17 protein-coding genes are annotated in these 20,143 nt (G+C 66.0%); 12 read left to right on the top strand and 5 right to left on the bottom strand.

Features of this window, described 5'->3' with window-relative positions; translation table 11 throughout:
- Position 1: 1 nt before the first annotated feature.
- Positions 2 to 610 carry an FMN-binding negative transcriptional regulator gene (locus ACP7DD_RS15505; protein ID WP_426175725.1) on the bottom strand — a complete coding sequence of 203 codons (609 nt, stop codon included), beginning with the start codon at positions 608 to 610 and terminating at the stop codon, positions 2 to 4.
- 55 nt (positions 611 to 665) lie between these two features.
- Here ACP7DD_RS15505 and ACP7DD_RS15500 point away from each other — a divergent pair, with 55 nt between their 5' ends.
- The 5 genes from ACP7DD_RS15500 (at position 666) to ACP7DD_RS15480 (ending at position 5,907) form a co-directional block, all read left to right on the top strand.
- Positions 666 to 1,229, top strand: coding sequence for a DNA-3-methyladenine glycosylase I (locus ACP7DD_RS15500; protein ID WP_426175724.1), 564 nt, complete (start codon positions 666 to 668; stop codon positions 1,227 to 1,229).
- Positions 1,230 to 1,233: 4 nt separating this feature from the next.
- Positions 1,234 to 2,904, top strand: coding sequence for an FAD-dependent 5-carboxymethylaminomethyl-2-thiouridine(34) oxidoreductase MnmC (mnmC, locus tag ACP7DD_RS15495; protein WP_426175723.1), 1,671 nt, complete (start codon positions 1,234 to 1,236; stop codon positions 2,902 to 2,904).
- Positions 2,905 to 3,073: 169 nt separating this feature from the next.
- Positions 3,074 to 3,721 carry a sensor histidine kinase gene (locus ACP7DD_RS15490; RefSeq protein ID WP_426175842.1) on the top strand — a complete coding sequence of 216 codons (648 nt, stop codon included), beginning with the start codon at positions 3,074 to 3,076 and terminating at the stop codon, positions 3,719 to 3,721.
- Positions 3,718 to 5,418, top strand: coding sequence for a tetratricopeptide repeat protein (locus ACP7DD_RS15485; RefSeq protein WP_426175722.1), 1,701 nt, complete (start codon positions 3,718 to 3,720; stop codon positions 5,416 to 5,418). The genes ACP7DD_RS15490 and ACP7DD_RS15485 overlap by 4 nt, the downstream gene beginning before the upstream one ends.
- A 273-nt stretch (positions 5,419 to 5,691) precedes the next feature.
- Positions 5,692 to 5,907, top strand: a complete 216-nt coding sequence (locus tag ACP7DD_RS15480) for a hypothetical protein (RefSeq protein WP_426175721.1) — start codon at positions 5,692 to 5,694, stop codon at positions 5,905 to 5,907.
- Between the two features lie 27 nt (positions 5,908 to 5,934).
- On the opposite strand, the gene ACP7DD_RS15475 is transcribed toward ACP7DD_RS15480, so the two are convergent.
- Positions 5,935 to 6,558: a PhaM family polyhydroxyalkanoate granule multifunctional regulatory protein gene (locus ACP7DD_RS15475; RefSeq protein ID WP_426175720.1), complete on the bottom strand. Its 624-nt coding sequence runs from the start codon at positions 6,556 to 6,558 to the stop codon at positions 5,935 to 5,937.
- Between the two features lie 127 nt (positions 6,559 to 6,685).
- On the opposite strand from ACP7DD_RS15475, the gene ACP7DD_RS15470 reads away from it, so the two are divergent.
- The 5 genes from ACP7DD_RS15470 to ACP7DD_RS15450 all read left to right on the top strand — a co-directional run bounded on the left by ACP7DD_RS15470 (position 6,686) and on the right by ACP7DD_RS15450 (position 13,655).
- The gene (locus tag ACP7DD_RS15470; protein ID WP_426175719.1) at positions 6,686 to 7,783 is read left to right on the top strand and encodes a DUF3108 domain-containing protein; all 1,098 of its coding nucleotides are present in this window, start codon (positions 6,686 to 6,688) and stop codon (positions 7,781 to 7,783) included.
- 1 nt (position 7,784) lies between these two features.
- Positions 7,785 to 8,525, top strand: coding sequence for a DUF3108 domain-containing protein (locus tag ACP7DD_RS15465; RefSeq protein ID WP_426175718.1), 741 nt, complete (start codon positions 7,785 to 7,787; stop codon positions 8,523 to 8,525).
- A gap of 216 nt (positions 8,526 to 8,741) precedes the next feature.
- A complete protein-coding gene (locus ACP7DD_RS15460) occupies positions 8,742 to 10,112 on the top strand; it encodes a hypothetical protein (RefSeq protein WP_426175717.1) in 1,371 nt (456 codons plus the stop codon).
- Entirely contained in the window at positions 10,105 to 10,827 is a 723-nt protein-coding gene (locus ACP7DD_RS15455) for a hypothetical protein (protein ID WP_426175716.1), read from the top strand. The genes ACP7DD_RS15460 and ACP7DD_RS15455 overlap by 8 nt, the downstream gene beginning before the upstream one ends.
- 8 nt (positions 10,828 to 10,835) lie before the next feature.
- Positions 10,836 to 13,655, top strand: a complete 2,820-nt coding sequence (locus tag ACP7DD_RS15450; protein ID WP_426175715.1) for an ATP-binding protein — start codon at positions 10,836 to 10,838, stop codon at positions 13,653 to 13,655.
- Between the two features lie 2 nt (positions 13,656 to 13,657).
- On the opposite strand, the gene ACP7DD_RS15445 is transcribed toward ACP7DD_RS15450, so the two are convergent.
- The 3 genes from ACP7DD_RS15445 to ACP7DD_RS15435 are packed head-to-tail and all read right to left on the bottom strand — an operon-like array spanning position 13,658 to position 15,941.
- Positions 13,658 to 14,254, bottom strand: coding sequence for a DUF4166 domain-containing protein (locus tag ACP7DD_RS15445; protein ID WP_426175714.1), 597 nt, complete (start codon positions 14,252 to 14,254; stop codon positions 13,658 to 13,660).
- Positions 14,251 to 15,381 (bottom strand): saccharopine dehydrogenase family protein, encoded by a 1,131-nt coding sequence (locus ACP7DD_RS15440; protein ID WP_426175841.1) that lies wholly within the window; start codon positions 15,379 to 15,381, stop codon positions 14,251 to 14,253. The genes ACP7DD_RS15445 and ACP7DD_RS15440 overlap by 4 nt, the downstream gene beginning before the upstream one ends.
- A 50-nt stretch (positions 15,382 to 15,431) precedes the next feature.
- Positions 15,432 to 15,941 (bottom strand): hypothetical protein, encoded by a 510-nt coding sequence (locus ACP7DD_RS15435; protein ID WP_426175713.1) that lies wholly within the window; start codon positions 15,939 to 15,941, stop codon positions 15,432 to 15,434.
- 190 nt (positions 15,942 to 16,131) lie between these two features.
- Between ACP7DD_RS15435 and ACP7DD_RS15430 the strand changes: the two genes are divergently transcribed.
- Both ACP7DD_RS15430 and ACP7DD_RS15425 read left to right on the top strand, forming a co-directional pair.
- Positions 16,132 to 18,576 carry a prolyl oligopeptidase family serine peptidase gene (locus ACP7DD_RS15430; protein ID WP_426175712.1) on the top strand — a complete coding sequence of 815 codons (2,445 nt, stop codon included), beginning with the start codon at positions 16,132 to 16,134 and terminating at the stop codon, positions 18,574 to 18,576.
- Positions 18,577 to 19,061: 485 nt separating this feature from the next.
- Entirely contained in the window at positions 19,062 to 20,042 is a 981-nt protein-coding gene (locus tag ACP7DD_RS15425) for a hypothetical protein (protein WP_426175711.1), read from the top strand.
- The last annotated feature ends 101 nt before the right edge of the window (positions 20,043 to 20,143 follow it).

Here is a 20,143-nt window from a genome sequence, read left to right as displayed (position 1 = left end):
GCTACGGCAGTTGCGCCATCAACGGCGCCAGCGCGGCGCAGTCGGCCGCCACCGCAACGCGGTCGGCCGGCGGGCGGTTCTGGCTCAGCTTCCATTTTCCGTCGAGCCGGTCGAGCGGGATCTCGATGCCGACAATCGCTTTGAGCAGGCTGTCGATGTAGTCCGGCGGCGCGTCGGCCACCGCCCACGGCGCCGCGCGCGGCGTTTCGTGGCGCGCCGTCAGGCGCTCGAGCAGCGCCAGAATCCATGCCCGATCCTCGATCGCGCGCAGCACGCCGTGCGCCTGCACCACTGCATAATTCCAAGTCGGCACCACCTTGCCGCTGGCCGGCTTCTCCTGGTACAGCGACGGCGAGACATATGCCGACGGACCCTGGAACACCACCAGCGCGCCGGCGCCTGCCTGCCGCCACAGCGGATTGGCGCGCGCGACGTGGGCGCGCAGCGTGCCGTGCGGCGCAGCAGCGGTCGGCGCGCCGATCTCGAACGGGATATGGTCGGCCACCAGGCCGTCCGCCGCATGCATCACCAAGGTGCCGAGCGGATGCGCCTCGATCAGCGCGTGCAGCGTGTCGGTCCGGGTTTCTGCGAAATGGGAAGGTGAGTACATGGTCAGTGCCGTCGATGTGATGCTCACTATCTTACCGCGATGTATACTTCACCGCATGAACCAGACCCGCTGCAGCTGGGCCAATATGGCCAATCCCCGTTACCTCGACTACCACGACCACGAGTGGGGCGTGCCGTGCCACGACGAGAACACCCTGTTCGAGATGCTGAACCTGGAAGGCGCGCAGGCTGGCCTGAGCTGGGAGACGATCCTCAACAAGCGCGCCAACTACCGCGCCGCCTTCGATGGCTGGGACGCCGGCATCATCGCCCGCTACGACGCCGCCAAGGTCGCCGCGCTGCTGGCCGATGCTGGCATCGTGCGCAACCGCCTGAAGGTGGCGGCGGCGATCACCAACGCCCAGGCCTGCCTGCGCCTGCGCGACGAAGGCCTCACGCTCGACCGGTACCTGTGGGCGTTTGTCGATAACGCGCCGATCGTCAACCACTGGCCGAGCGGCGCGCGGCCGGCCAAGACCGAGCTGTCCGACCGCATCTCGAAGGACTTGTTAAAACGCGGCTTCAAGTTCGTCGGCTCGACCATCGTGTATGCCTACATGCAGGGCATCGGCATGGTCGACGACCACGACGAGACCTGCTTCAAGCGCGCGGTGCGCTGACCCGATGGACTTCGGGCCGCACTGGCGCGGGCGCGAGCGATTCGTCATCTTCGATTCGCGGTGGGATCCCGACAGCTTCGCGCAATGGATCGCGCAATGGCGCGCCGATCCGCAGCGGCCCGCGCGCCTGCACGTGATCGCGATCGGCGGCGGCGAACTGCCCGGCATTCAACGCGTGCTGCAAAGCGATGCCGCCGTCACGCTCGACCTGCTGCACGCCCCGCTCGATGCGGCGCTGGCCCAGCTGTCGGCGCGCATCGACGCGGTCCGTCTGCACAGCATCGAAGACGCCGGCTCCGCGCGCTCGCTGGCGCGGCTGCTGGCAGCCGATGCGATGCTCCATGCAGGCGGTTTGTCCGCCGGCCAGCAAGCGGCGCTGGCGGCCGCCGGCTGGGTATTCGACGAAGAAGGGCAGGGCGCGCGCTTTGCAACCCGCAAGCCGATCGCGCCGCGCCCGGCCGCACCCGAACGGCGCGCCATCGTCATCGGCGCCGGACTCGCTGGCGCCGCCGCCTGCGAACGCCTGTGCGCGCGCGGCTGGCACGTCACGCTGGTCGAGCGGCACCCGCAGGCGGCGATGGAAGCGTCGGGCAACCTGGCCGGCATCACCATGCCGCTGCTGTCGAAGGACGACAACATCGCCTCGCGCCTGTCGCGCGCAGCTTTCCTGTTCGCGCTCGACTACTGGCAAAAGCTCGGCGGCGTCGACCGCGTCATTGAAGGCGCCGGCCGCGGCGTGCTGCATGTGGCCAAAGATGCCGCCCACGCGCAACTGCAGCAGGCCATTGCCGACGCGCGCCGCCTGCCGCCGCACTATGCGCAGTGGTTCGACAAGGACACCGCCGCCGCGCGCTTCGGCGATCTGGCGCCTCACGGCGCCTGGCTGTTTCCGCAAGGCGGCTGGATCCGGCCGGCCAGCGCCTGCCAGGCCATGCTGGACGCCTGCGGGCCGCGCCTGCGCCGGCTGTTCGGCGCCGGCAGCGTCACCATCGAGCGCGCCGGCGGCGAATGGCGCGTGCTCGACGCCGGCGGCGCCGCCATCGCCCAGGCGAGCACCGTCATCCTCGCCAACGGCGCCGGCGCCGCCGAGCTGGCGCAGTCGGCATTCCTGCCGCTGGCACGGGTGCGCGGCCAGGTGACGCACCTGGCTGAAGACAACCGGGGTCAGACCCCGCGGGGTCAGACCCCGGAGACGGCGCTGGCCGAACTTGGCCTGGTGCTGTGCCGCGAGGCCTACGTCACGCCCGCTGCCGGCGGCGTGCGCAGCGTCGGCGCCACCTACGACGACGACTTCGACCCGCACCTGCGCGCCAGCAGCCAGCAGCAGAACCTGGCCAGGCTGCGCTCGATGCTGAACGACCCGGCGATCGGCGCAGGCGCGCCGCTGCGCGGCCGGGTCGGCTTTCGGTCGGTGGCGCCGGACCGGCTGCCGCTGGTCGGCGCGCTGCCCGATCCGGCGTGCGTGCTGGGCGCCGACCGGCTGCGCGAACTGCCGCGCCAGGCCGGCCTGTACGCGTTGCTCGGCTACGCTTCGCGCGGGCTGACCTGGGCGCCGCTGGCGGCCGAACTGCTGGCCGCCAGCCTTGAAGGCGAGCCGCTGCCGGTCGAATCTGGCCTGGTTGCCGCGCTTGACCCGGGACGCTTCCGGCTGCGCGGTCGCCGCCGTGCGCACTGACACGGAATACAACAGCCATCCGTTGACGGGGCTATTCGTCAAGTCCCCAACTAGAACCCGGGTATAATTGTCGTACGGCAATATTTACGCCGCTGGAGGTTCCTTGACGATTGACGAAACGCCTGGCTCGAACGAGTTGTTCCTGTTCCTCGCCTCGACCGCGCACGATATGAAAAATTCGATCAGCGTGCTGTCGGGCACGCTGGAATCGCTGCTGCATGACGCCACGCCGGCGATCGGGCCGGCCTATCCGCAGATGGCGCACATGCTGTACCAGACCAAGCGCCTCAACGACAACCTGATGCAGCTGCTGGCGCTGTACAAGCAGGTGGGCAAACCAGAGTATCCGTTCGACATGCAGCCGCTCGGCATCGGCCACCTGGTCGAACAGGTCGTCTCGTCCGAACGCGTGCTGCTCAAGTCGCGCGGCATCGACCTGCACACCGACTTCGATCCCGAGCTGATCTGGCACTTTGACGAAGACCTGATCATTGGCGTGCTGGGCCACGCCATCAACAACGCCATCAACTACACCACCGACACCATCGGCCTGTCGGTCGCCGTGGTCGACGGCTGCCTCGAAATGCGCGTCGAAGACAACGGTCCCGGCTATCCGGACGCCATGCTCGAAGCGGGCGTGTCGGCGATGAGCGGGGTCAGCTCGGGCGTGAACTTCCTGACCAACAGCAGCGGCCTCGGCCTGTATTTCTCGAGCGAAGTGGCGAAAATGCACAAGCACCGCGACCGCTGCGGCGCCGTGCGGCTCGAAAACGGCGGCGCCTACGGCGGCGGCTGCTTTGTGCTGACCTTGCCGTGAGCGCGCGTTCGCCGTTCGAGTCCAGCGGGGCGTCCGACATCGCCGACGTCGACTGGGCCGAAAAGAACTACCTGGTCGTCGACGACTTCATCGGCATCCGCCAGCTGCTGCGCGAGAGCCTGCGCAACCTTGGCGCCAAGAACATCGACCAGGCCTCCAGCGGCGGCGAAGCGATGGCGCTGCTGGCGCGCATCCGCTACGACGTGGTGCTGTGCGATTACAACCTCGGCGAAGGCAAGAACGGCCAGCAGGTGCTGGAAGAGGTGCGCCTGCGCAACCTGCTGATGCCGAGCAGCGTGTGGATGATGGTGTCGGCCGAGAAAAGCGTCGAGTCGGTGATGGGCGCCGCCGAGCACCAGCCTGACGCCTACCTGATCAAGCCGATCACCGAGGGCGTGCTGCTGACCCGCCTGAACCGCGTGTGGCACAAGAAGCAGGTCTTCAAGATGATCGACCTGGCCTATGCCGAGAAGGACTACCTGCGCGCAGCCAAGCTGTGCGACGCCCAGATTGCCGTCGACAAGGTGCACCGCATCGAACTGCTGCGCATGAAGGCGTCGCTGATGCTCAAGAGCGGCGAGCCGGACAAGGCGCGCGAGTCCTACGAGCAGGTCATGCAGGAACGCGAATACCAGTGGGCCAAGTCGGGGCTGGCCAAGATCCGCATGGCCAACGGCGAATACGAGCAGGCGCGCCAGATCTTCCAGGGCGTCATTGCCGACAACCGCTACTACATCGACGCCTACGACCAGCTGGCGAACGCCTACCAGCTGATGGGTCAGCCCGAGGAAGCCTGCGGCATCCTCGAGCGCGCCGCCCGCCTCTCGCCCAATTCGGTGCCGCGCCAGCGCAGCCTCGGCCAGGTGTGCCTGAAGCTGGGCAACGTCGGCATGGCCGAGAAGGCGTTTCGCAAATGCATCGCCATCGGCGAATATTCGGCCATCAAGTCGGCTGACGCCTTTCTCGGCCTGGCGCGCGTGTGCGGCCAGAAGAACGACGTCAAGGAAGCGCTCCAGCTGCTGCTGGCGGTGCAGCGCGAGTTTGCCGAGGACGATCACATTCAGTTGCGCGCCAAGATTACCGAAGGCATGGTGTACCACGAGAGCGGCGACTTCCGCCGCGCCCGCAAGGCCGGCGACGAGCTCGAGGAGATGCTCAACGCCGATGCGGGCCGGCCCGACACGCCGACCTGCCTCGAGATGGCCACCCTGCTGCTGGCGGTCGGCGTCAAGGAGTCGCCGGTCGAGCTGCTGTGCTACGTCGCGCGCAACAACCACGACAACACGCTGCTGCTCGACGAGGTGCAGAAGATTTTCGAAAAGGCGCGCATGGGCGCCGAGGGCATCGAGCTGATCCGCTCGTCGAAGAAGGATGCCGCCGACCTGATGAACCAGGGCGTGCTGCTGTGGAAGACCGGCAAGTTGCCCGAAGCGGTAGGCTGGATGCGCCATGCCCGCGAGCAGTTGCCGAACAACCTGCGCATCCTGTTCAATGCCGCCCAGATCCTGCTGTCGCACATGCAGCAGCTCGGCTACGACGAGGCCTTGAGCGCCGAGGCCGCCGAGGTGCTGATGCACGTCGACAAAATCCAGCCAAGCCAGCAGCGTTTCGCCCAGCTGATGGAGCAACTGGCACGGTTGGCGCCGCGCGTCGGCGAAGAAATCGCCGACGAAGCGTCCGCTACCGCCGAACCGTAAGCGCAAATTTCTGGTGTCAGGTCTGACATTAAGACATTTACGCCTGAATGTCTTAATGTCAGACCTGACACCGGCGTTTGACCGCCAGACGTCGGCCCTGCCATTGGCGGGACCGACTCCTCGCGAACGCGGGGAGGCCATTTCAGCGATTATTGTTGACCTCCTCTACACGACAGCGGTTCGCCACGTGAAGCGAATTTTCGCTCACCGCGCGCTGGTGATAAACTGCAAACTCTGCGGCTCACCCCGCGCCCAGTCAGAAAGGCACTACGCATGCGCGACATCGCAATGGAAGTTTACGAAAAAATGAAGGTTGGCAGCACTGCATGGATCCGTCCGATAGCGGCCAAGGGCGACACCGTGGAAACGTTCCAGGGCGTCCACGAGCAAGCCCGGCAGATGGCCGATGATGGACTGATTTCAATTTCCACCGTCAAGCGCCAGGAAGATGGCCTGATCGACGCGATCCGGATCCTGCGACTGGCCTGACGATCCGGCCCGCCACCGCGCGCCCGGTCAGCCCTTCGCCGGCTTGCCCTTCGGCGCGCGTGCCTTGCCCTGTGCGCCGTTCGCCGCGGATTCATCCGGCGTCAGGTTCGGCGCCGACGGGTCCGGCTGAGGCGCCACCGAAGTTCCCTTGTTGGGGTCTGCCGGCATCGCGCTGTTGACCGCCTGTTTGAACTGATCCTGCAACACATTCCACCACAACGCCGGATCCGGCATGAACGTCGAACTCGCGGGCGCGGCCTTGGCCACCTCGGGCGCAGCGGCGGCGGCTGGTTGAGCAAAGAACGCCGATGCGAATGGCGCTGCCGCCATCACCGATTGCTGGTCGGCGCCGGGCTGCTTCATCGCTTCGGCCATCGAAGCGCCCATCGATTTCAGCGCGGCAATCGTGCCGCGCTGAACTTCCAGCGCCTGCACCGTCCCGCGCAGCATGGCCACATTGACGTTCAGCCAGGACTCGACCGCTTTGAGGTCGGCAATTTTTTTGTCGAGGTCATCGAGCGACAGGGCCGGCGCGCCGAGTCCGGGAATGCTCATCCCCGGCAAGCTCATGCTACCCCACAGGTTCTTGACGAAGTCCAGCGAGTCGGTCACGCTGCCGACACCGGGCATCTGAGGCATTTGAGGGTTCATGGTGCGTCTCCGTTAGAGTGAGGCTTTAGCGTATCAGATAACTAACACGTGTTCAAAGAAAGTCGTGCGCGCGGCCGGCGGTCAAGCCTGTCAGCGGAACGCGCTGCGAACGCGTTAAACTATACAGATGACCTTCGCTTCGTTTATTTTCCGATATCGGCGTGCGCTGTCGCTGTTCGGTGCGTCGGTCTTGCTGCACCTGCTGGCGCTGTGGTGGATCCTGCCGTACATGCTGGCGCCCGGCGCGCACGAGCCGCCGCCGGTGGAAACTATCGCGCGCCTGATCGCCGCGCCGCCGCGCCCGCCACCCGCGCCAAAGGCGGCGCCTGCGACCGCGCCTGCCGCGCCTGCCAAGGCGGTGGCGCGCGCCCGGCGATCGCCGGCGCCGGCGCCCGCGGCGCTGGTCGACGTCGCCGCGCTGGCCAGCCAGCCGCCGATGGGCGACCAGGCCGGCGCGGCGCAAATATTATCTGCTGTAACATCTGTCGTGGTGGCAATAGTAGAGCAGCCCGCCGCTGTCGAGCCGGTCACGCCGGCGCCGCCGCCGCCGCCCCGTTACCGGGTCGACCTGCCGCCGTCGGCCCGCATGCTGCTCGATGTGGCGCGCCGCGATGCCGACGGCACGCGCTGGAGCGGCGAAGCCGAGATGGCCTGGCAGCTCAAGGGCAGCCGCTACAGCATGAAGGTCGAGGCTGGCATCAGCGTGGTCGTCACGCGCGTCAACCTGGTCGCGCTGCAAAGCGAAGGCAGCCTGGGCGACACCGGCTTTGCACCGTCGCTGATGACCGAAAAGCGCCGCGGCCGATCGCGGACGGCGACCCATTTCCGCGACGGCCGCATCACGTTTTCCGCCTCGCAGCAAGCATTCGACCAGGCCGCCGGCGCCCAGGACAAGGCGACCATCCCGCTGCAACTGGCCGCGATCGCCCGCGCCGACAGCGGCCAGCTGGCCGCCGGGGTCGACATCCAGGTTGCCGAAGACAAGGACGCCAGCGTGTTCCACTTCGTCGTGCTCGGCCAGGAGCAGCTCGACACGCGGCTCGGCAAGATTCAGGCGTGGCGCCTGTCGCGCCCGCCCAAGCCCGGCGCCTATGCGTCGCGGCTGGACATCTGGCTGGCGCCCGCGCACGGCTGGCTGCCTGTACAGATAAGCAACATTGAAGCGAGCGGTGCGGTAACAACCCAGACGGTCAACAAGATCGTCCTCACGGATTCAGGAACCTGAAATGCATAGTCTCAAACTGATCGCCGCAAGCGCCATGCTGGCCGCCGTCACGCTGGCCGGCGCGGCCGAGCACGTCGCCATCAAGCGACCGGTCGACGTGCCGCCATCCGCCGACCTGAGCTATTCGATCAAGGCGCGCCAGAAGGGGTTTTCTCTCTCCGGCGACGCCAGCATCAGCTGGCGCGTGACCGGCTCCAGATACACGCTGAGCGGCGACACCCGCGCCGCGTTGTTCGGCAGCATCCTCGAGAACCGCAGCGAAGGCGCGATCGACGGTTTCGGCATTGCCCCGGCGAAGTTTGTCGAAAAACGCATCCGCCGCGATCCTTCCACCACGACCTTCGACCGCGCCGGCAAGAGCATCTCGTTCAGCGAAGGCAAGGAAACCTACCCGCTCATCGGTGGCGAGCAGGACCGCAGCAGCGTCACCTGGCAACTGGTGGCGGTGGCGCGCGCCGCGCCGGAGAAATTCACCCCCGGCTCCCAGTGGGTCTTTTTCGTCGCCGGTCGCCGCGACGCCGAGCCCTGGACCTTCAAGGTAGTCGGCAAGGAAAACATCCGCACCGGCGTCGGCGCGCTCGAAACGGTCCACCTGGTCAAGCTGCCGCCGCCCGACTCGAAACAGCAGACGCTCGACATCTGGCTGGCGCCGGCGCACGAGTGGTATCCGGCGCGCCTGCGCTTTACCGACGGCGAAAACGAATTCGTCGACCAGACGCTGGAAAAGATCGCAAGGAAGTAGCCTGCTCCGACGCTCCAGCAATCGCTCCAGCAATAACTTGCCAAAACCTTGTCGACGTCATCGTCGCTGTGCGACGATGACGGGGCCTGGTTAGTGCGACTTGGCTTGCTGGCAGCATTTTTTCCGGCAGCCGGCGCTGCCGTAGCTGATATACTGACGCCCCGCGAGCAAGCTGGTGCACAGCACCAAGCGGTCGAACCTGGTACCCGGAGCGCAATGATCGAATTAACCGCAGGTGCGGCGCTGGCCGCAGAATCACTGACACTTGGGCAGGACGACGCCAGTTCGCTGCAGTCGCATTTCCATGCCGGCATTTCCGCCGACGAAATCGAGCAGGTCTTCCACCTCAAGCGCGCCCAGCCGACCTTGCAGGCGTTTACCGCGCTGTTCCACGGCGGCCAGGACGGCGTGCTGATCCGCCTGCTGGTGCTGCGCGAACTGGCCGCCGACACCACCACGTCGGCGTTCTCGCGCGCCGACATCAACCAGAAGCTTGCCTACCTGATCCCCGAAAGCCTGGAAACCGTGCTCACGCGCCTGCGCTCGCACGGCCTGCTGGCGTGGGACGCCCAGGCCGCCGTCTACCGCGTCACGCCGATGGCGCGCAACGTGCTCTCGGCGCTCGATACGCTGCTGAACATGGGCCAGGCCGACGACGAAGCGGAGATGGGTTTCCTGCTGTCGCAAGTGGCCGGCGCCCAGGCGGTCGGCGGCGTCACCGTCGACCAGCTCAAGCACCTGCTCGGGCGCCTGGTCGACCTGACCGACGAATTTCGCGACGCCATCGCCTCCGGTTCCGAATTCCGCCTGCGCACCTCGCAGGCCAAGTGGCACATGGCCTGCGACTGGGTCGAGAAGGGCTCGCAGATCCTGCGCGCCATCCTCGCCGACGACGCCGCCGATTCGGCCACCCACAAGGCGGCGCAGGCCATCGGCCGCGCCCAGAGCGCGCTGCTGAACATGCAGGGCATGTTCTCGCGCGCCCTCAACCAGATCGAACGCCAGCGCGTCCACCTCGGCCAGTCCGGCCTGTCGACCACCGACGTCAAGCGCTGGCTGCTGGCGCACGACGACCTGGCGAGCCTGGCGCGCGGCGCCATCGACCGCCCGATCGTGCCGCTGTTCGGCACCCCCGCCGAGATGATCGACGTCGCCGAAACCGAGCTGCTGGCCGAACGCAACGCCGTCGTCGGCCTGGCCGGCCTGCCGGTCGGCCAGGATGCGCCGCTCACCGTCAACGACGCGCCGGCCGTGCAGGCCGAACTCGATGACTGGCTGGCGCGCCTGTCCGACTTCGCCAACCTCGGTAACTTCCCCAGCTTTTCCGACGACGGCCCGAAGTCGGTGCCGATCCAGGATTCGCTGCTGCCGGCCAGCTTCGCCATCGCCTCCTACCGCGCCTCGATGCTGCCGCTGCTCGGCGACGCCGCCGAAGCGAGCCTGCAGGGCGCCACCGCGCAGCTGGCGCGCTTGCCGATCACCTTCGCGCCGACCGACGACATGATCGAGCTGAACGATCCGCACGTCGCGGCCATGTCGGTCGCCACCCTCTCACTTGTCCTCGAAAGCGGCCCGGCCGATGAATGACGATTCCCAGATCCTGATTGCCCGCCTGCTGACCCACCAGACCTTGCGCCGCGACGACAAGATGGTCAAGCGCGTGCTGTCCGATGAACTGTTTCGCGCCGAAGTCGACAAGCGATTGCTCGAGTCGGGCCTGAAGATGCTCGATAACGTCTATGCCGACCACGTCACGCTGGCGCTGCACCGCGCCGTCGAGCCGAAAGTCTTCGGCGCCAAGGACATCTGGCAGAACAATAACTTCGGCCTCACGCGCGACGGCGTGGCGCTGCTCGTGGTGCTGTGGGCGCAGATCATCCTGCCCAAGCGCGAACGCCAGGAGACCCACCAGAACGCCGACGACGACCAGGACGACATGTTCGACAAGGACAAGCCGATGCCGCGCGCGGAAGACACCTCGATCGGCATCTCCTACACCGCGCTGCTGTCCGACTTCGGCGACAAGCTTGGCAAGAAGACCCGCATGGACATGAATCTCGGTTCGCTGTCGAAGCTCGGATTTATCGAGCGCCGCGGCGATCTGATACTGGAAGGCCCGCTGCTGGACCTGATGATGGACACCGACGTGCTCAAGGAGCGCATCATCAACGGCGCCCTGGCCGACGTCTTCAAGCGCGCCCCGATCACGGTCGCCGTGCCGCGCAAGAGCGTCGACGCTGTCGCGGTCGATGAACCGCTCGCCGACGCTGTAGCCGACGCCGACGACGACACCACAATCTGAGAGAGCCCATGTTCCATATCAAATCGCTAGAGCTGGTCCACTGGGATTACTGGCAGCGCATCAAGAACATCCCGCTCGACGCCAAGATCATCACCATCGCCGGCCAGAACGGTTCGGGCAAGACCACCTTGCTCGACGCGCTGCGCACCTTGTTCGGCCTCGATTGCTCGATGGGCCGCACCTACAAGCACTACGCGCGCCACTCCGGCCAGCAGACCGCGTGGATCCGCGCCGTCGTCGACAACAAGACCGTCGGTCGCCAGCTGTCGAACCGTCCGTTTCGCAGCTCCGGCTTTTTCAGCGACGATGAAGTCACGCTGTTTTGCCAGATCCAGAAAAACGGCGGCGACTGGAAGCGCCAGTACCTTATGCGCCCCGGGAACATCCAGATCGAAGAAGTGACCGAGGCGAGCGACTGGCTCGGCGTCGAGAACTACCGCAAGCGCCTCGCCAACGCCGGCCTGTCGCCGGCGATGGCGAAAGTGCTGGCGCTCGAGCAGGGCGAAACCGACAAGCTGTGCGAGTACGCGCCGCGCCAGCTGCTCGACCTGGTGTTCCAGGTATTCGGCGACAAGGAAGTGCTCGACGCTTACGACGAGGCGAAGCGCCACCAGCGCGACACCGAGACGGAACTGAAGCGCTTCGAAACCGAGTTGGAGGCCTCGCGCACCAACCTCGAAGGACTGCGCCTGCGCGTGGCCAACTATCACCAGTGGGAAGACCTGCACAAGGAACGCCGCAACCTGCTCGAGGAAGTGCTGCCCAGCCTCGAGTACCATGAAGCGCGTGAAAAGGCCGGCGCCGTCAGCCGCCAGTTGCGCGACGCCCGCAAACCGATGGCGCAGGCCGACTCGCAGCTGATCGAAAAGCGCAACGCGCTGGCCAACCAGGTGCGCGTGCTGACCGACGCCCAGGAACAGGAAACGCTGCTCGAACAGGAGGCGACCGTGCTCGCCTCCCGCCTGGCGCAGGTCAACGGCAAGCTCAAACCCCTCGACAGCCTGCTCGAACAAAAGGAACGCCTGCAAAAACTGGCCGCCGATTCCGGCGCCGACATCGCCGAAGTGGCCGCGCAGCTCGAAGGCAAGGAAGCCGAACTGGCCAGGCAGAAGCAGGCGCGCGACACGCTGTCTGCACGCATTGCCGGCGACCAGACCACCATCTCGGCGCTGCAGGGCAAGAGCGCGATGCCCGAGCCGGAAGCGGTGCGCGGCATGCGCCGTGCGCTGCGCGACGCCGGCATCCCGCACGCGATGCTGTCCGATATCGTCGAGGTAACGGACGCGAAGTGGCAGGGCGCGATCGAAGGCGTCCTCGGTGGCTATGCCTCCGTCGTGCTGCTCGAGCGCGCCAAGGACGCCACCGCCGCCTACAAGCTGGCCGAGAAGGAGCGCTATCGCCACTTCATCGTGCCCGAGTGCGTCGCCGCCCCTGTCTCCAAGGACGACAGCCTGTTGTCGGTGGTGCGCTTTTCGGCGCCGGCGCCGTCGTGGCTGATCGACCAGCTGGCGCGCATCGACCGCGTCGATTCGGTCGAAGCGGGCGCCAAGCTGACCTCGGACGAATGGATCACGCCGGACGCGTACCACCGCGAACGCCGCGGCGGTCGCTCGCTGTTCGTAGAAGCATCGCGCTACCGCTTCGGCCAGGCCGGCCGCACCGGCCGCCTCGAAGCGCTGCAACGCTCGCTGCCGGCGCTGGAAGCGCAGGAAGACACGCTGACCTTGGCGATCAGCAAACTGGCCGCCGAAGTCGGCGCACTGAAGGCGCGCATCGCCGGCGTCGACGCCGCCAAGGAACTGACCGCGCGCCAGGCCGAATTCGACGAAGCGATGCGCAGCAGCGCGCCGCTCAAGGCCGAGCGCCTCGAAGTCGGCTCGCGCCTGGGCGAATTGCAAGGGCTGACGAAGGCCGCAACCGTCGCGCGCACCCGCGCCGACACCGTGTGGCAGAACGCCCGCATGGCCCTGTCGGAAGCCGAAGCCGGCCTGCGCCTCGGTCACAAGCGCCAGATCGAGCAGCGCGCCGAGCACGCGAAGAACCTGGCGGAACTGCGCCGCAGCTGGCGCCACCTGCCGCAAGGCTGGCGCCGTCCGGCGCGCCGTGCATCGCTGGTGGCCGAACACCAGAACAGCCACCAGGTGGACCTGCGCGTGTCGTCCCTGCAGCACAGCCTCGCGCGCGACGACTGGGAACTTGACGCCACCGTCATCGACCAGCATCACCGCCTCAACGACCAGTTGCAAGGCCGCCAGAGCGAGACCGACGAACGGCGCTACCAGAACAATCGCGCGATCGAAGCGACCGGCAATGCGCGCGGCGCCTACATCGAGCGCCTGCGCTATACCATCAAGACGTACAGCAAGAACATCAAGGAGCTCGGCGAACTGGCCGGCATCGACGTGCATGCCGATCCAGTGCGGCTCGAAAACGACGACGTGCAGCTGTCGCAGGCTGGCCTGCACGTGCGCTTCAAGTTTGACGGCAAGGACCAGATCGGGATGAACGACGGCGAAGCGTCCGGCGGCCAGCAGGTCATGAAGTCGCTGGTGCTGCTGATAGGATTGCTCAAGTCCGAAGACGGCTCCGGCGGCTTCGTCTTCATCGACGAGCCGTTCGCCCACCTCGACATCCGCAACATCCAGCTGGTCGGCGAGTTCCTCAAGAACACCGAGGCGCAGTACCTGATGACGACGCCGCTGACGCACAACACCGACGTCTACGACCCGTCCGAGCTCACGCTCATCACCAGCAAGAAGAAAAAGGACATGCCGTGGGCGCAGCCGATCTTCGTGCTGCAGCGCCGCGTCACGCCAGCCGCGGCGTGATGTTACGGCGTTGGCAAGCCGGCAGCGCAACCGGGGTCTGACCCAATCGGGTCAGACCCCGGACTCAGCTCCAGATAGCCGCGATATTCGGCCAGCAGCCCCACCACCGGCAAGTGCGCACTGACCGAAAAGTGCAGCCTGCCGTCGGCGCCGGATTCGCGCGCCGACACTTTCGGCATCAGAAACCGCGGCGACGGAACCCCCAAAACAGTGACCGACTGCAGCAGCATGCTTAGCTGCCCGTCGCTCGTCTTCAGCCTGAAGTAAAAGCTGATCGGTCCGAAGCGTTCGACCAGCATGCCCGGTCCGGCGTGCATCCGCGACACCATCGACCTGCCCGGAAAGTGCCGCCGCCACGTCTCCTGCCGCGCGTTCGCATCGAGTTCGAACTTGAAGGGCGCCTCGGACGCCGCCTTCGGCAGGGTGAACAGCGCGCTCACCAGGCGGCCGGCATGGTTGTCCGGTCCCTGTACGCTGAACTTGCCGGTCAGCAGGGCCCGGCCGGCCATGCTGTGAAAGCGCTGCAGTTCCACCGCCAGCAAATTGAAATCAGCGCCCAGCACCTGGCGGTAGACCGATTGGGCCGGTGTCGTCATCATGTTGTCTCCATCGTGATGGCCAATCCCTTGGCCGCGTCGAGAAAATCGTGCACCGTCAGCAGTCCCACGCATGGAGTGGCGCCGCGAAACGCCAGCTCGCCGCGCGCCAGCTTGGCCACCAGCGCGGCGCTGGCCAAGGTCGGAACAAACGGGCCGTCGCCGTCGAGCGCGACCAGCGTCCAGCAGCGCCGCAGCGGCCGGCCGTCGGCTACGCCAGTCACTTCCACGTGCATCGCGCCGGCATCGGTGCCAAAGCGGATGAACAGGTCGCTGACCGCTTTCAATTGCGCGCTGTAGCGCGACCAGTCGCGAACCAGGCCGGCGCGCCGCATGGCGGCCATCAGCCACGCGCCGAAATGGAGCAAGTGCAGTTCGGTCCCGCCGCGAAACGTGACGGTCCGCACACCCGGATAGCGTGCCGGCATCAGCTGCAGGTCGGGCACATCGCATTGCGCCAGCCAGCGCACGCCGACGGGCGACGGATAGCCGTATCGGCGCAATCCTTGCCAGCCGAACGCGCGCTGCCAGCGGCCATCGCGCCAGTGCGGGATCGCCGCCCCGGTGTAGCCGAGGATCGCCGTTACTGTAGCCAGCCCGCGTTCGGTGCGGTTGCCGGGATTGATGCCGATATCGATCGCGTGCACCTGCGTGAAGTCGCGCGCCAGCAGGTCGGCGACGGCGCCCGACAGCGCCGGAACCGAACTGGCGCCGCTGATCACGCAGACACCGGCTGCGCGGGCATCGGCGTCGAGCGTGGTGATCCCGCACACGAAATCGCGCCCGTCGGACAAGTCGATGTAGTGCGCGCCGGCCTCGATGCATGCGCGGGCCACGCCATAGCCCTGGCCCTGGAACGGGCCGCTCGCATGCACCACCACCGCCGCGCCGCTGTTGCCGATATGCCCGGCCAGGCCGGGCGCCAGTACGTCGATGCGCTGTGCATGAAACCGCGCGCTGCCGCTCTGGCGGTTCAGCGACGCCGACAGCGCTTCGGCGGCGGCGAGGTCGCGCCCGCAGATGGTCAGGTCGATCAGCGGGTCGAGCGCGAGGCGGGCGGCGAGGCGCTTGCCGAAGAAGCCGTAACCGCCGAGCAGCAGCACGCGGCACGGCGCGCCGGGAGGGGGCAGGGATGAATGATTATCTGTCGCGATCACGCGACAAGTTTGGCACCGAACGACTACTTTGTGGCGGCTTTTTTCAGCTTCAGGCGCCAGCGCCACAAGCCGGCCGAGTAGGTGCCGAAGTAGCCGCCGGTCAGACCGACAACGAGCATCGTCAGCGGGCTGTCGGTAAAGCGCGCAGTCGGCACGTTGCTGCCCTGGTTGGCGTAGATCTCGAAGCCGATGTACAGCACCCGCGCGGTAAACAGCATCGCAATCAGGATGCCCAGGCGCGCGTTCGGCGTGAAGTAGTAGCCTTCATCGCTGTCCTCGAAGCGCGTCAGGCGCAATCCCCATACGCCGTAGGCGATGCCGCCGGCGGTGCCGGCCAGCAGCCACGCCAGCCCTTCGGGGCGCGACACCAGTTCGGACGCCGGCACCAGCACCATTGCCAGGAACACGCCGACGCCGGTCCAGTGGCGCGACAGGATCGAGCGCTGGCGCGCCATCATGGTGCGCAGCCGGGAGTACACGCGCCACACGAGGAACGGGGTCAGGACGAGGAGGGCGATGGTGGTCAGGTTCATGCTTCTGCTTCAGGTGGATTCAGGGATTGCGGCTTTGGAGTGGTACGGCAATCGAGCCGCCATTGTAATCCAAGCATGCCGCGCCAGAGGGCACGCATACACTTTGACGATTGACTTTCAGCGCCTGAATGCGCAACATGCACCATCCATGAACTCGCCGAATCGACGGCGTAAACACACTGAGAGACCCATGCGCAAAAGCCTCCCCCTCGTTCCGCTCGCCCTGTCGCTGATGGCCGCAGTGCCGGCCTACGCCCAGTACCAACTGCCGCCGGCGCCGCTGCAGGCGATCGTCGATGCACCGCGCTCGCCGACCCTCACCCTGTCGCCGAAACGTAACCTGGCGACCATGATCGGCACCCCGGCACTGCCGTCGATCGTCGAAGTGGCGCAGCCGGAACTGAAGCTGGCAGGCCTGCGCATCAATCCGCGCACCTACTCGCCGAGCCGGTTCAGCTTCGGCACCGACCTGTCGCTGCTCGATATCCGCACCCAGGCCGAACTGAAGGTCAGCGGTTTGCCCAAGACGTTGCGACTGGCCGATACCGCCTGGTCGCCTGACCAGCGCTACCTTGCCTTCACCCATGTCGCCTACGCCGACAAGGGCGGCGAGTCGAAAGTCGAACTGTGGCTGGTCGATGTCAGCACGCGCGTGGCGAAACGACTGACCACGCAGCCGCTGTCGTATGTCGCCGGCTCGGGCTTTAGCTGGCTGCCCGATTCGAGCGGCATGCTCGTCACGCTCAAGCCTGCGGCGCTGGGCAAGGCGCCGGTCGCAACAGGCATCCCGGTTGGCCCGGCCACGCAGGACAGCGGCCAAAGCGCCGGCGCGCGCCAGCTGCGCACCTACCAGGACCTGCTGAAAAACGAAGAAGACGCCAAACTGTTCGAACACTACGCGACGGTGCAGCTGGCGCTGGTCGACGTGGCCGGCAAGACGCGCCTGGTCGGCACGCCTGACCTGTTCACCGGCGCGCGCGTTTCACCGAACGGCAAATACATTTTGTCGCAAGCGATGCAGCGTCCGTTTTCGTACGTCGTGCCGGCGTCCGCATTCGCCAATCGCGTCGATGTGCGCGACCTGACCGGCAAGGCCGTGCACCTGGTGGCCAACAAGCCACTCGAAGAAGGTCTGCCGCCGGGGAACGACGCGGTGTCGTCCGGCGTGCGCTCCGTCAGCTGGCGCGTCGATGCGCCGGCCACGCTGGTGTGGGCCGAAGCCCAGGACGGCGGCGACCCGGCCAAGACGGCCGAGATCCGCGACGTCGTCTACACCCAGGCCGCGCCGTTCGCCGACAAGCCGGCCGTGCTGGCCAGGCTTGGCTCGCGCTTCGGCGGCATCCAGTGGGGCCGCGGCGACGTGGCGCTGATCAGCGAGCGCTGGTACAAGACGCGCGCCGTCAAGACCTGGCGCATCGCCCCCGACCAGCCGGCTACCGCGCCCGACCTGCTGTTCGCCTATTCCGGCGAAGACCGCTACAACGATCCGGGCCGCCCGGTCACCCAGCCTGACGCCGCCGGCCACCCGCGCCTGCTGATCGGCGCCGATTCGACCATCCTGCTCGACGGCGCCGGCGCCTCGAACGAAGGCGATCGCCCGTTCCTCGACCGCTACAGCCTGGTCACCAAGAAGAAGGAGCGCCTGTTCCAGAGCACCGCGCCGTACTACGAGAACGTCGCGGCGGTCCTGAGCGACGACGGCACGCGCCTGCTGACCACCCGCGAGTCGCCGACCGAGCGCGCCAACTACTACGTGCGCGACCTGACCAAGCCGGCCGCGGCGCAGTTGACCGCGTTGACCCGCTTCGCGCACCCGACCCCGCAGCTGAAAGACGTGCAGAAGGAGCAGATCCGCTACAAGCGCGCCGACGGCGTCGACCTGACCGCCACGTTGCTGCTGCCGCCAAACTACGAACCGAAACGCGACGGCCCGCTGCCGATGATCATGTGGGCCTACCCGGCCGAGTTCAAGAGCGCCAGCGCGGCCAGCCAGACCACCGGGTCGCCTTACCGCTTCAACGCCGTCAGCTACTGGGGTCCGGCGGCGTTCCTGGCGATGGGCTATGCGGTGCTCGATAATCCGTCGATGCCGATCGTCGGCGCCGGCACGGAAGAACCGAACGACACCTACCTGCCGCAGCTGATCGCCAACGCCGAAGCAGCAGTCAATGAAGTGGTGCGGCGCGGCGTGGCCGAACGCCACCGCATCGCCATCGGCGGCCACTCCTACGGCGCCTTCATGACCGGCAACCTGCTGGCCCACACGCGCCTGTTCCGCGCCGGTATTGCCCGCAGCGGCGCCTACAACCGCACGCTGACGCCATTCGGCTTCCAGTCGGAAGAACGGCCGTTCTGGAAGGCGCAGGAGGTGTACCACACCATGTCGCCGTTTAATAACGCCGACAAGATCAAGGACGCGCTGCTGATGATCCACGGCGAGCAGGATAACAACTCGGGCACCTTCCCGATCCAGAGCGAGCGCATGTTCCAGGCGATCAAAGGCATGGGCGGCACCGCGCGCCTGGTGATGCTGCCAAACGAGAGCCACGCCTACCGCGCCCGCGAATCGATCATGCACATGCTGTTCGAGACGAACAGCTGGCTCGAAAAGTACGTCAAAAACGCGAAACCTTAAGCGTTTTTTGGGGTCTGACCATAGGTCAGACCCGCTCTTGATTTCAAGCTGCGAAAATTGAAAACGTCATCCTCGCGAAGCCGGGACCCATCTGAGGCAGACTCAGTATGGTCCCGCTTTCGCGAGTATGACGTTGGTTTTTGTGGGCGCCATTTCGCGGTGACGAATCCTGCGGCGTTCGCAGCATGGCTCCCTCTGGTTCCCTCTGGCTCTCTTGGTCGATGGCTCAATAAAGCATGACCTGAATGGTTTGCGGGCCTAATAGTGATAGAAAATTTTCGTGGCATCACTGCGCGTTTTGCGCGACTCAATGGCCTCATGCTGCACCGCTGAACGCATTGGGATTGAACGGTCGCGCCAAAAGAGCGCCCAACGTACATGAGCCTGTTTAGGCGCAAGGAACGCTTGTTAATCAAGCAGCAGAATTGTTCTGTTTGCCAGTTCCATTTTGACAATTCCCCCTTGCACCAGAAAGGCTTGCCGCCATGAAAATTCTGATCCCGGTGCTAACCGGGTTGACCGTGCTGTGCGCCAGTTGGTGCGCACCAGCGTTTGCCACCCAGACCTCACAAGGCAGCAGGGTGCTCGTCCTGCCCCTTCTCTCGAAGGGTGTCGCCAAGAGCAATCAGCCGATACTCGTGCTGCGGCTGCCGACTCAAGCGGGCAAGGTCAGCAAGATGGTGACGACCAATCTTGTTGCAAAAGGCCCGAGCTGGATCGCGAAGGGCAATAACTACTATAGCCTGTGCGTGCCGAACCGCCGCATGGTGGCGTGCGCGCCGATTGTCGCAACCTCCGTCATGCAGGACATCGAGGTGGGCGCGATGGCCGGCCCCAAAGGCGAACCGCTGCTTACCTTCAAGATATCCCTCAGCACCAAGCAGGCACCGAAGCGCATCGGCTACGCCATCAATGACTTCCTTACACGCACAAACAAGCAGGTAGCACATTTCAACCGAAAGGCGGTGTCCTATGCGCCAGTCCCTTGGCAAACCTCGCTGAAAGTCGGTCCGACCAGCAACTCCATTGACGATACGGGCGGGAGTGGTGGAAGTTGCACCTACGACGACGAAGGCGGGATGGACTGCTCCGGTGGCGGTGGCGTTGGCGGGGGCGGCAACGAGGGCGGCGGCTATGGAGGCAACGAGAACGACTACGATCCCATCCCCGGCACAGCATCCACTCCCAACGAGTCTACTGGTCAATGCGCGGGTGACTGCAACTACCCATCCGGTAACAACAACGGCGACCCTGATCCATGCATCGACCCGGACGGTAACCGCATCTGCTCCGATCCGAGCCAAATTCCACCGGTGCATATAATAGGCCAGGTCCCGCCAGCCCCGGCGTGCGACACGCAACCAGACGGCAGCATCGTTTGCGGGATGCAGGCCGCCGGGACCATACCGGGTATGCCGCCGGTATGGATCCCAATCCACCCAAGTTATCATTTAATGTGCAGTTAGATGGTTTATTTTCAACGTAGACACAAAAACACTTGACATCAATTTAGAAGCGCGGCCTGCAGTGTGAATTTTTGATTCTACTGCTCGCCATGTCCGTTCTG

Source organism: Massilia sp. TWR1-2-2, from assembly GCF_049897565.1.
Taxonomy (GTDB): domain Bacteria; phylum Pseudomonadota; class Gammaproteobacteria; order Burkholderiales; family Burkholderiaceae_D; genus JAFCUW01.
Note: the sequence above shows the minus strand (reverse complement) of the source record. Positions and strands in the feature narration are given on the sequence as shown.

Excerpts from the sequence above, each read along its gene's own strand:
- ACP7DD_RS15505 (WP_426175725.1), bottom strand. The coding sequence starts at position 610 with ATGTACTCACCTTCCCATTTCGCAGAAACCCGGACCGACACGCTGCAC.
- ACP7DD_RS15500 (WP_426175724.1), top strand. The coding sequence starts at position 666 with ATGAACCAGACCCGCTGCAGCTGGGCCAATATGGCCAATCCCCGTTAC.
- mnmC (WP_426175723.1), top strand. The coding sequence starts at position 1,234 with ATGGACTTCGGGCCGCACTGGCGCGGGCGCGAGCGATTCGTCATCTTC.
- ACP7DD_RS15490 (WP_426175842.1), top strand. The coding sequence starts at position 3,074 with ATGAAAAATTCGATCAGCGTGCTGTCGGGCACGCTGGAATCGCTGCTG.
- ACP7DD_RS15480 (WP_426175721.1), top strand. The coding sequence starts at position 5,692 with ATGCGCGACATCGCAATGGAAGTTTACGAAAAAATGAAGGTTGGCAGC.
- ACP7DD_RS15475 (WP_426175720.1), bottom strand. The coding sequence starts at position 6,558 with ATGAACCCTCAAATGCCTCAGATGCCCGGTGTCGGCAGCGTGACCGAC.
- ACP7DD_RS15470 (WP_426175719.1), top strand. The coding sequence starts at position 6,686 with ATGACCTTCGCTTCGTTTATTTTCCGATATCGGCGTGCGCTGTCGCTG.
- ACP7DD_RS15465 (WP_426175718.1), top strand. The coding sequence starts at position 7,785 with ATGCATAGTCTCAAACTGATCGCCGCAAGCGCCATGCTGGCCGCCGTC.
- ACP7DD_RS15460 (WP_426175717.1), top strand. The coding sequence starts at position 8,742 with ATGATCGAATTAACCGCAGGTGCGGCGCTGGCCGCAGAATCACTGACA.
- ACP7DD_RS15455 (WP_426175716.1), top strand. The coding sequence starts at position 10,105 with ATGAATGACGATTCCCAGATCCTGATTGCCCGCCTGCTGACCCACCAG.
- ACP7DD_RS15450 (WP_426175715.1), top strand. The coding sequence starts at position 10,836 with ATGTTCCATATCAAATCGCTAGAGCTGGTCCACTGGGATTACTGGCAG.
- ACP7DD_RS15445 (WP_426175714.1), bottom strand. The coding sequence starts at position 14,254 with ATGATGACGACACCGGCCCAATCGGTCTACCGCCAGGTGCTGGGCGCT.
- ACP7DD_RS15435 (WP_426175713.1), bottom strand. The coding sequence starts at position 15,941 with ATGAACCTGACCACCATCGCCCTCCTCGTCCTGACCCCGTTCCTCGTG.
- ACP7DD_RS15430 (WP_426175712.1), top strand. The coding sequence starts at position 16,132 with ATGCGCAAAAGCCTCCCCCTCGTTCCGCTCGCCCTGTCGCTGATGGCC.
- ACP7DD_RS15425 (WP_426175711.1), top strand. The coding sequence starts at position 19,062 with ATGAAAATTCTGATCCCGGTGCTAACCGGGTTGACCGTGCTGTGCGCC.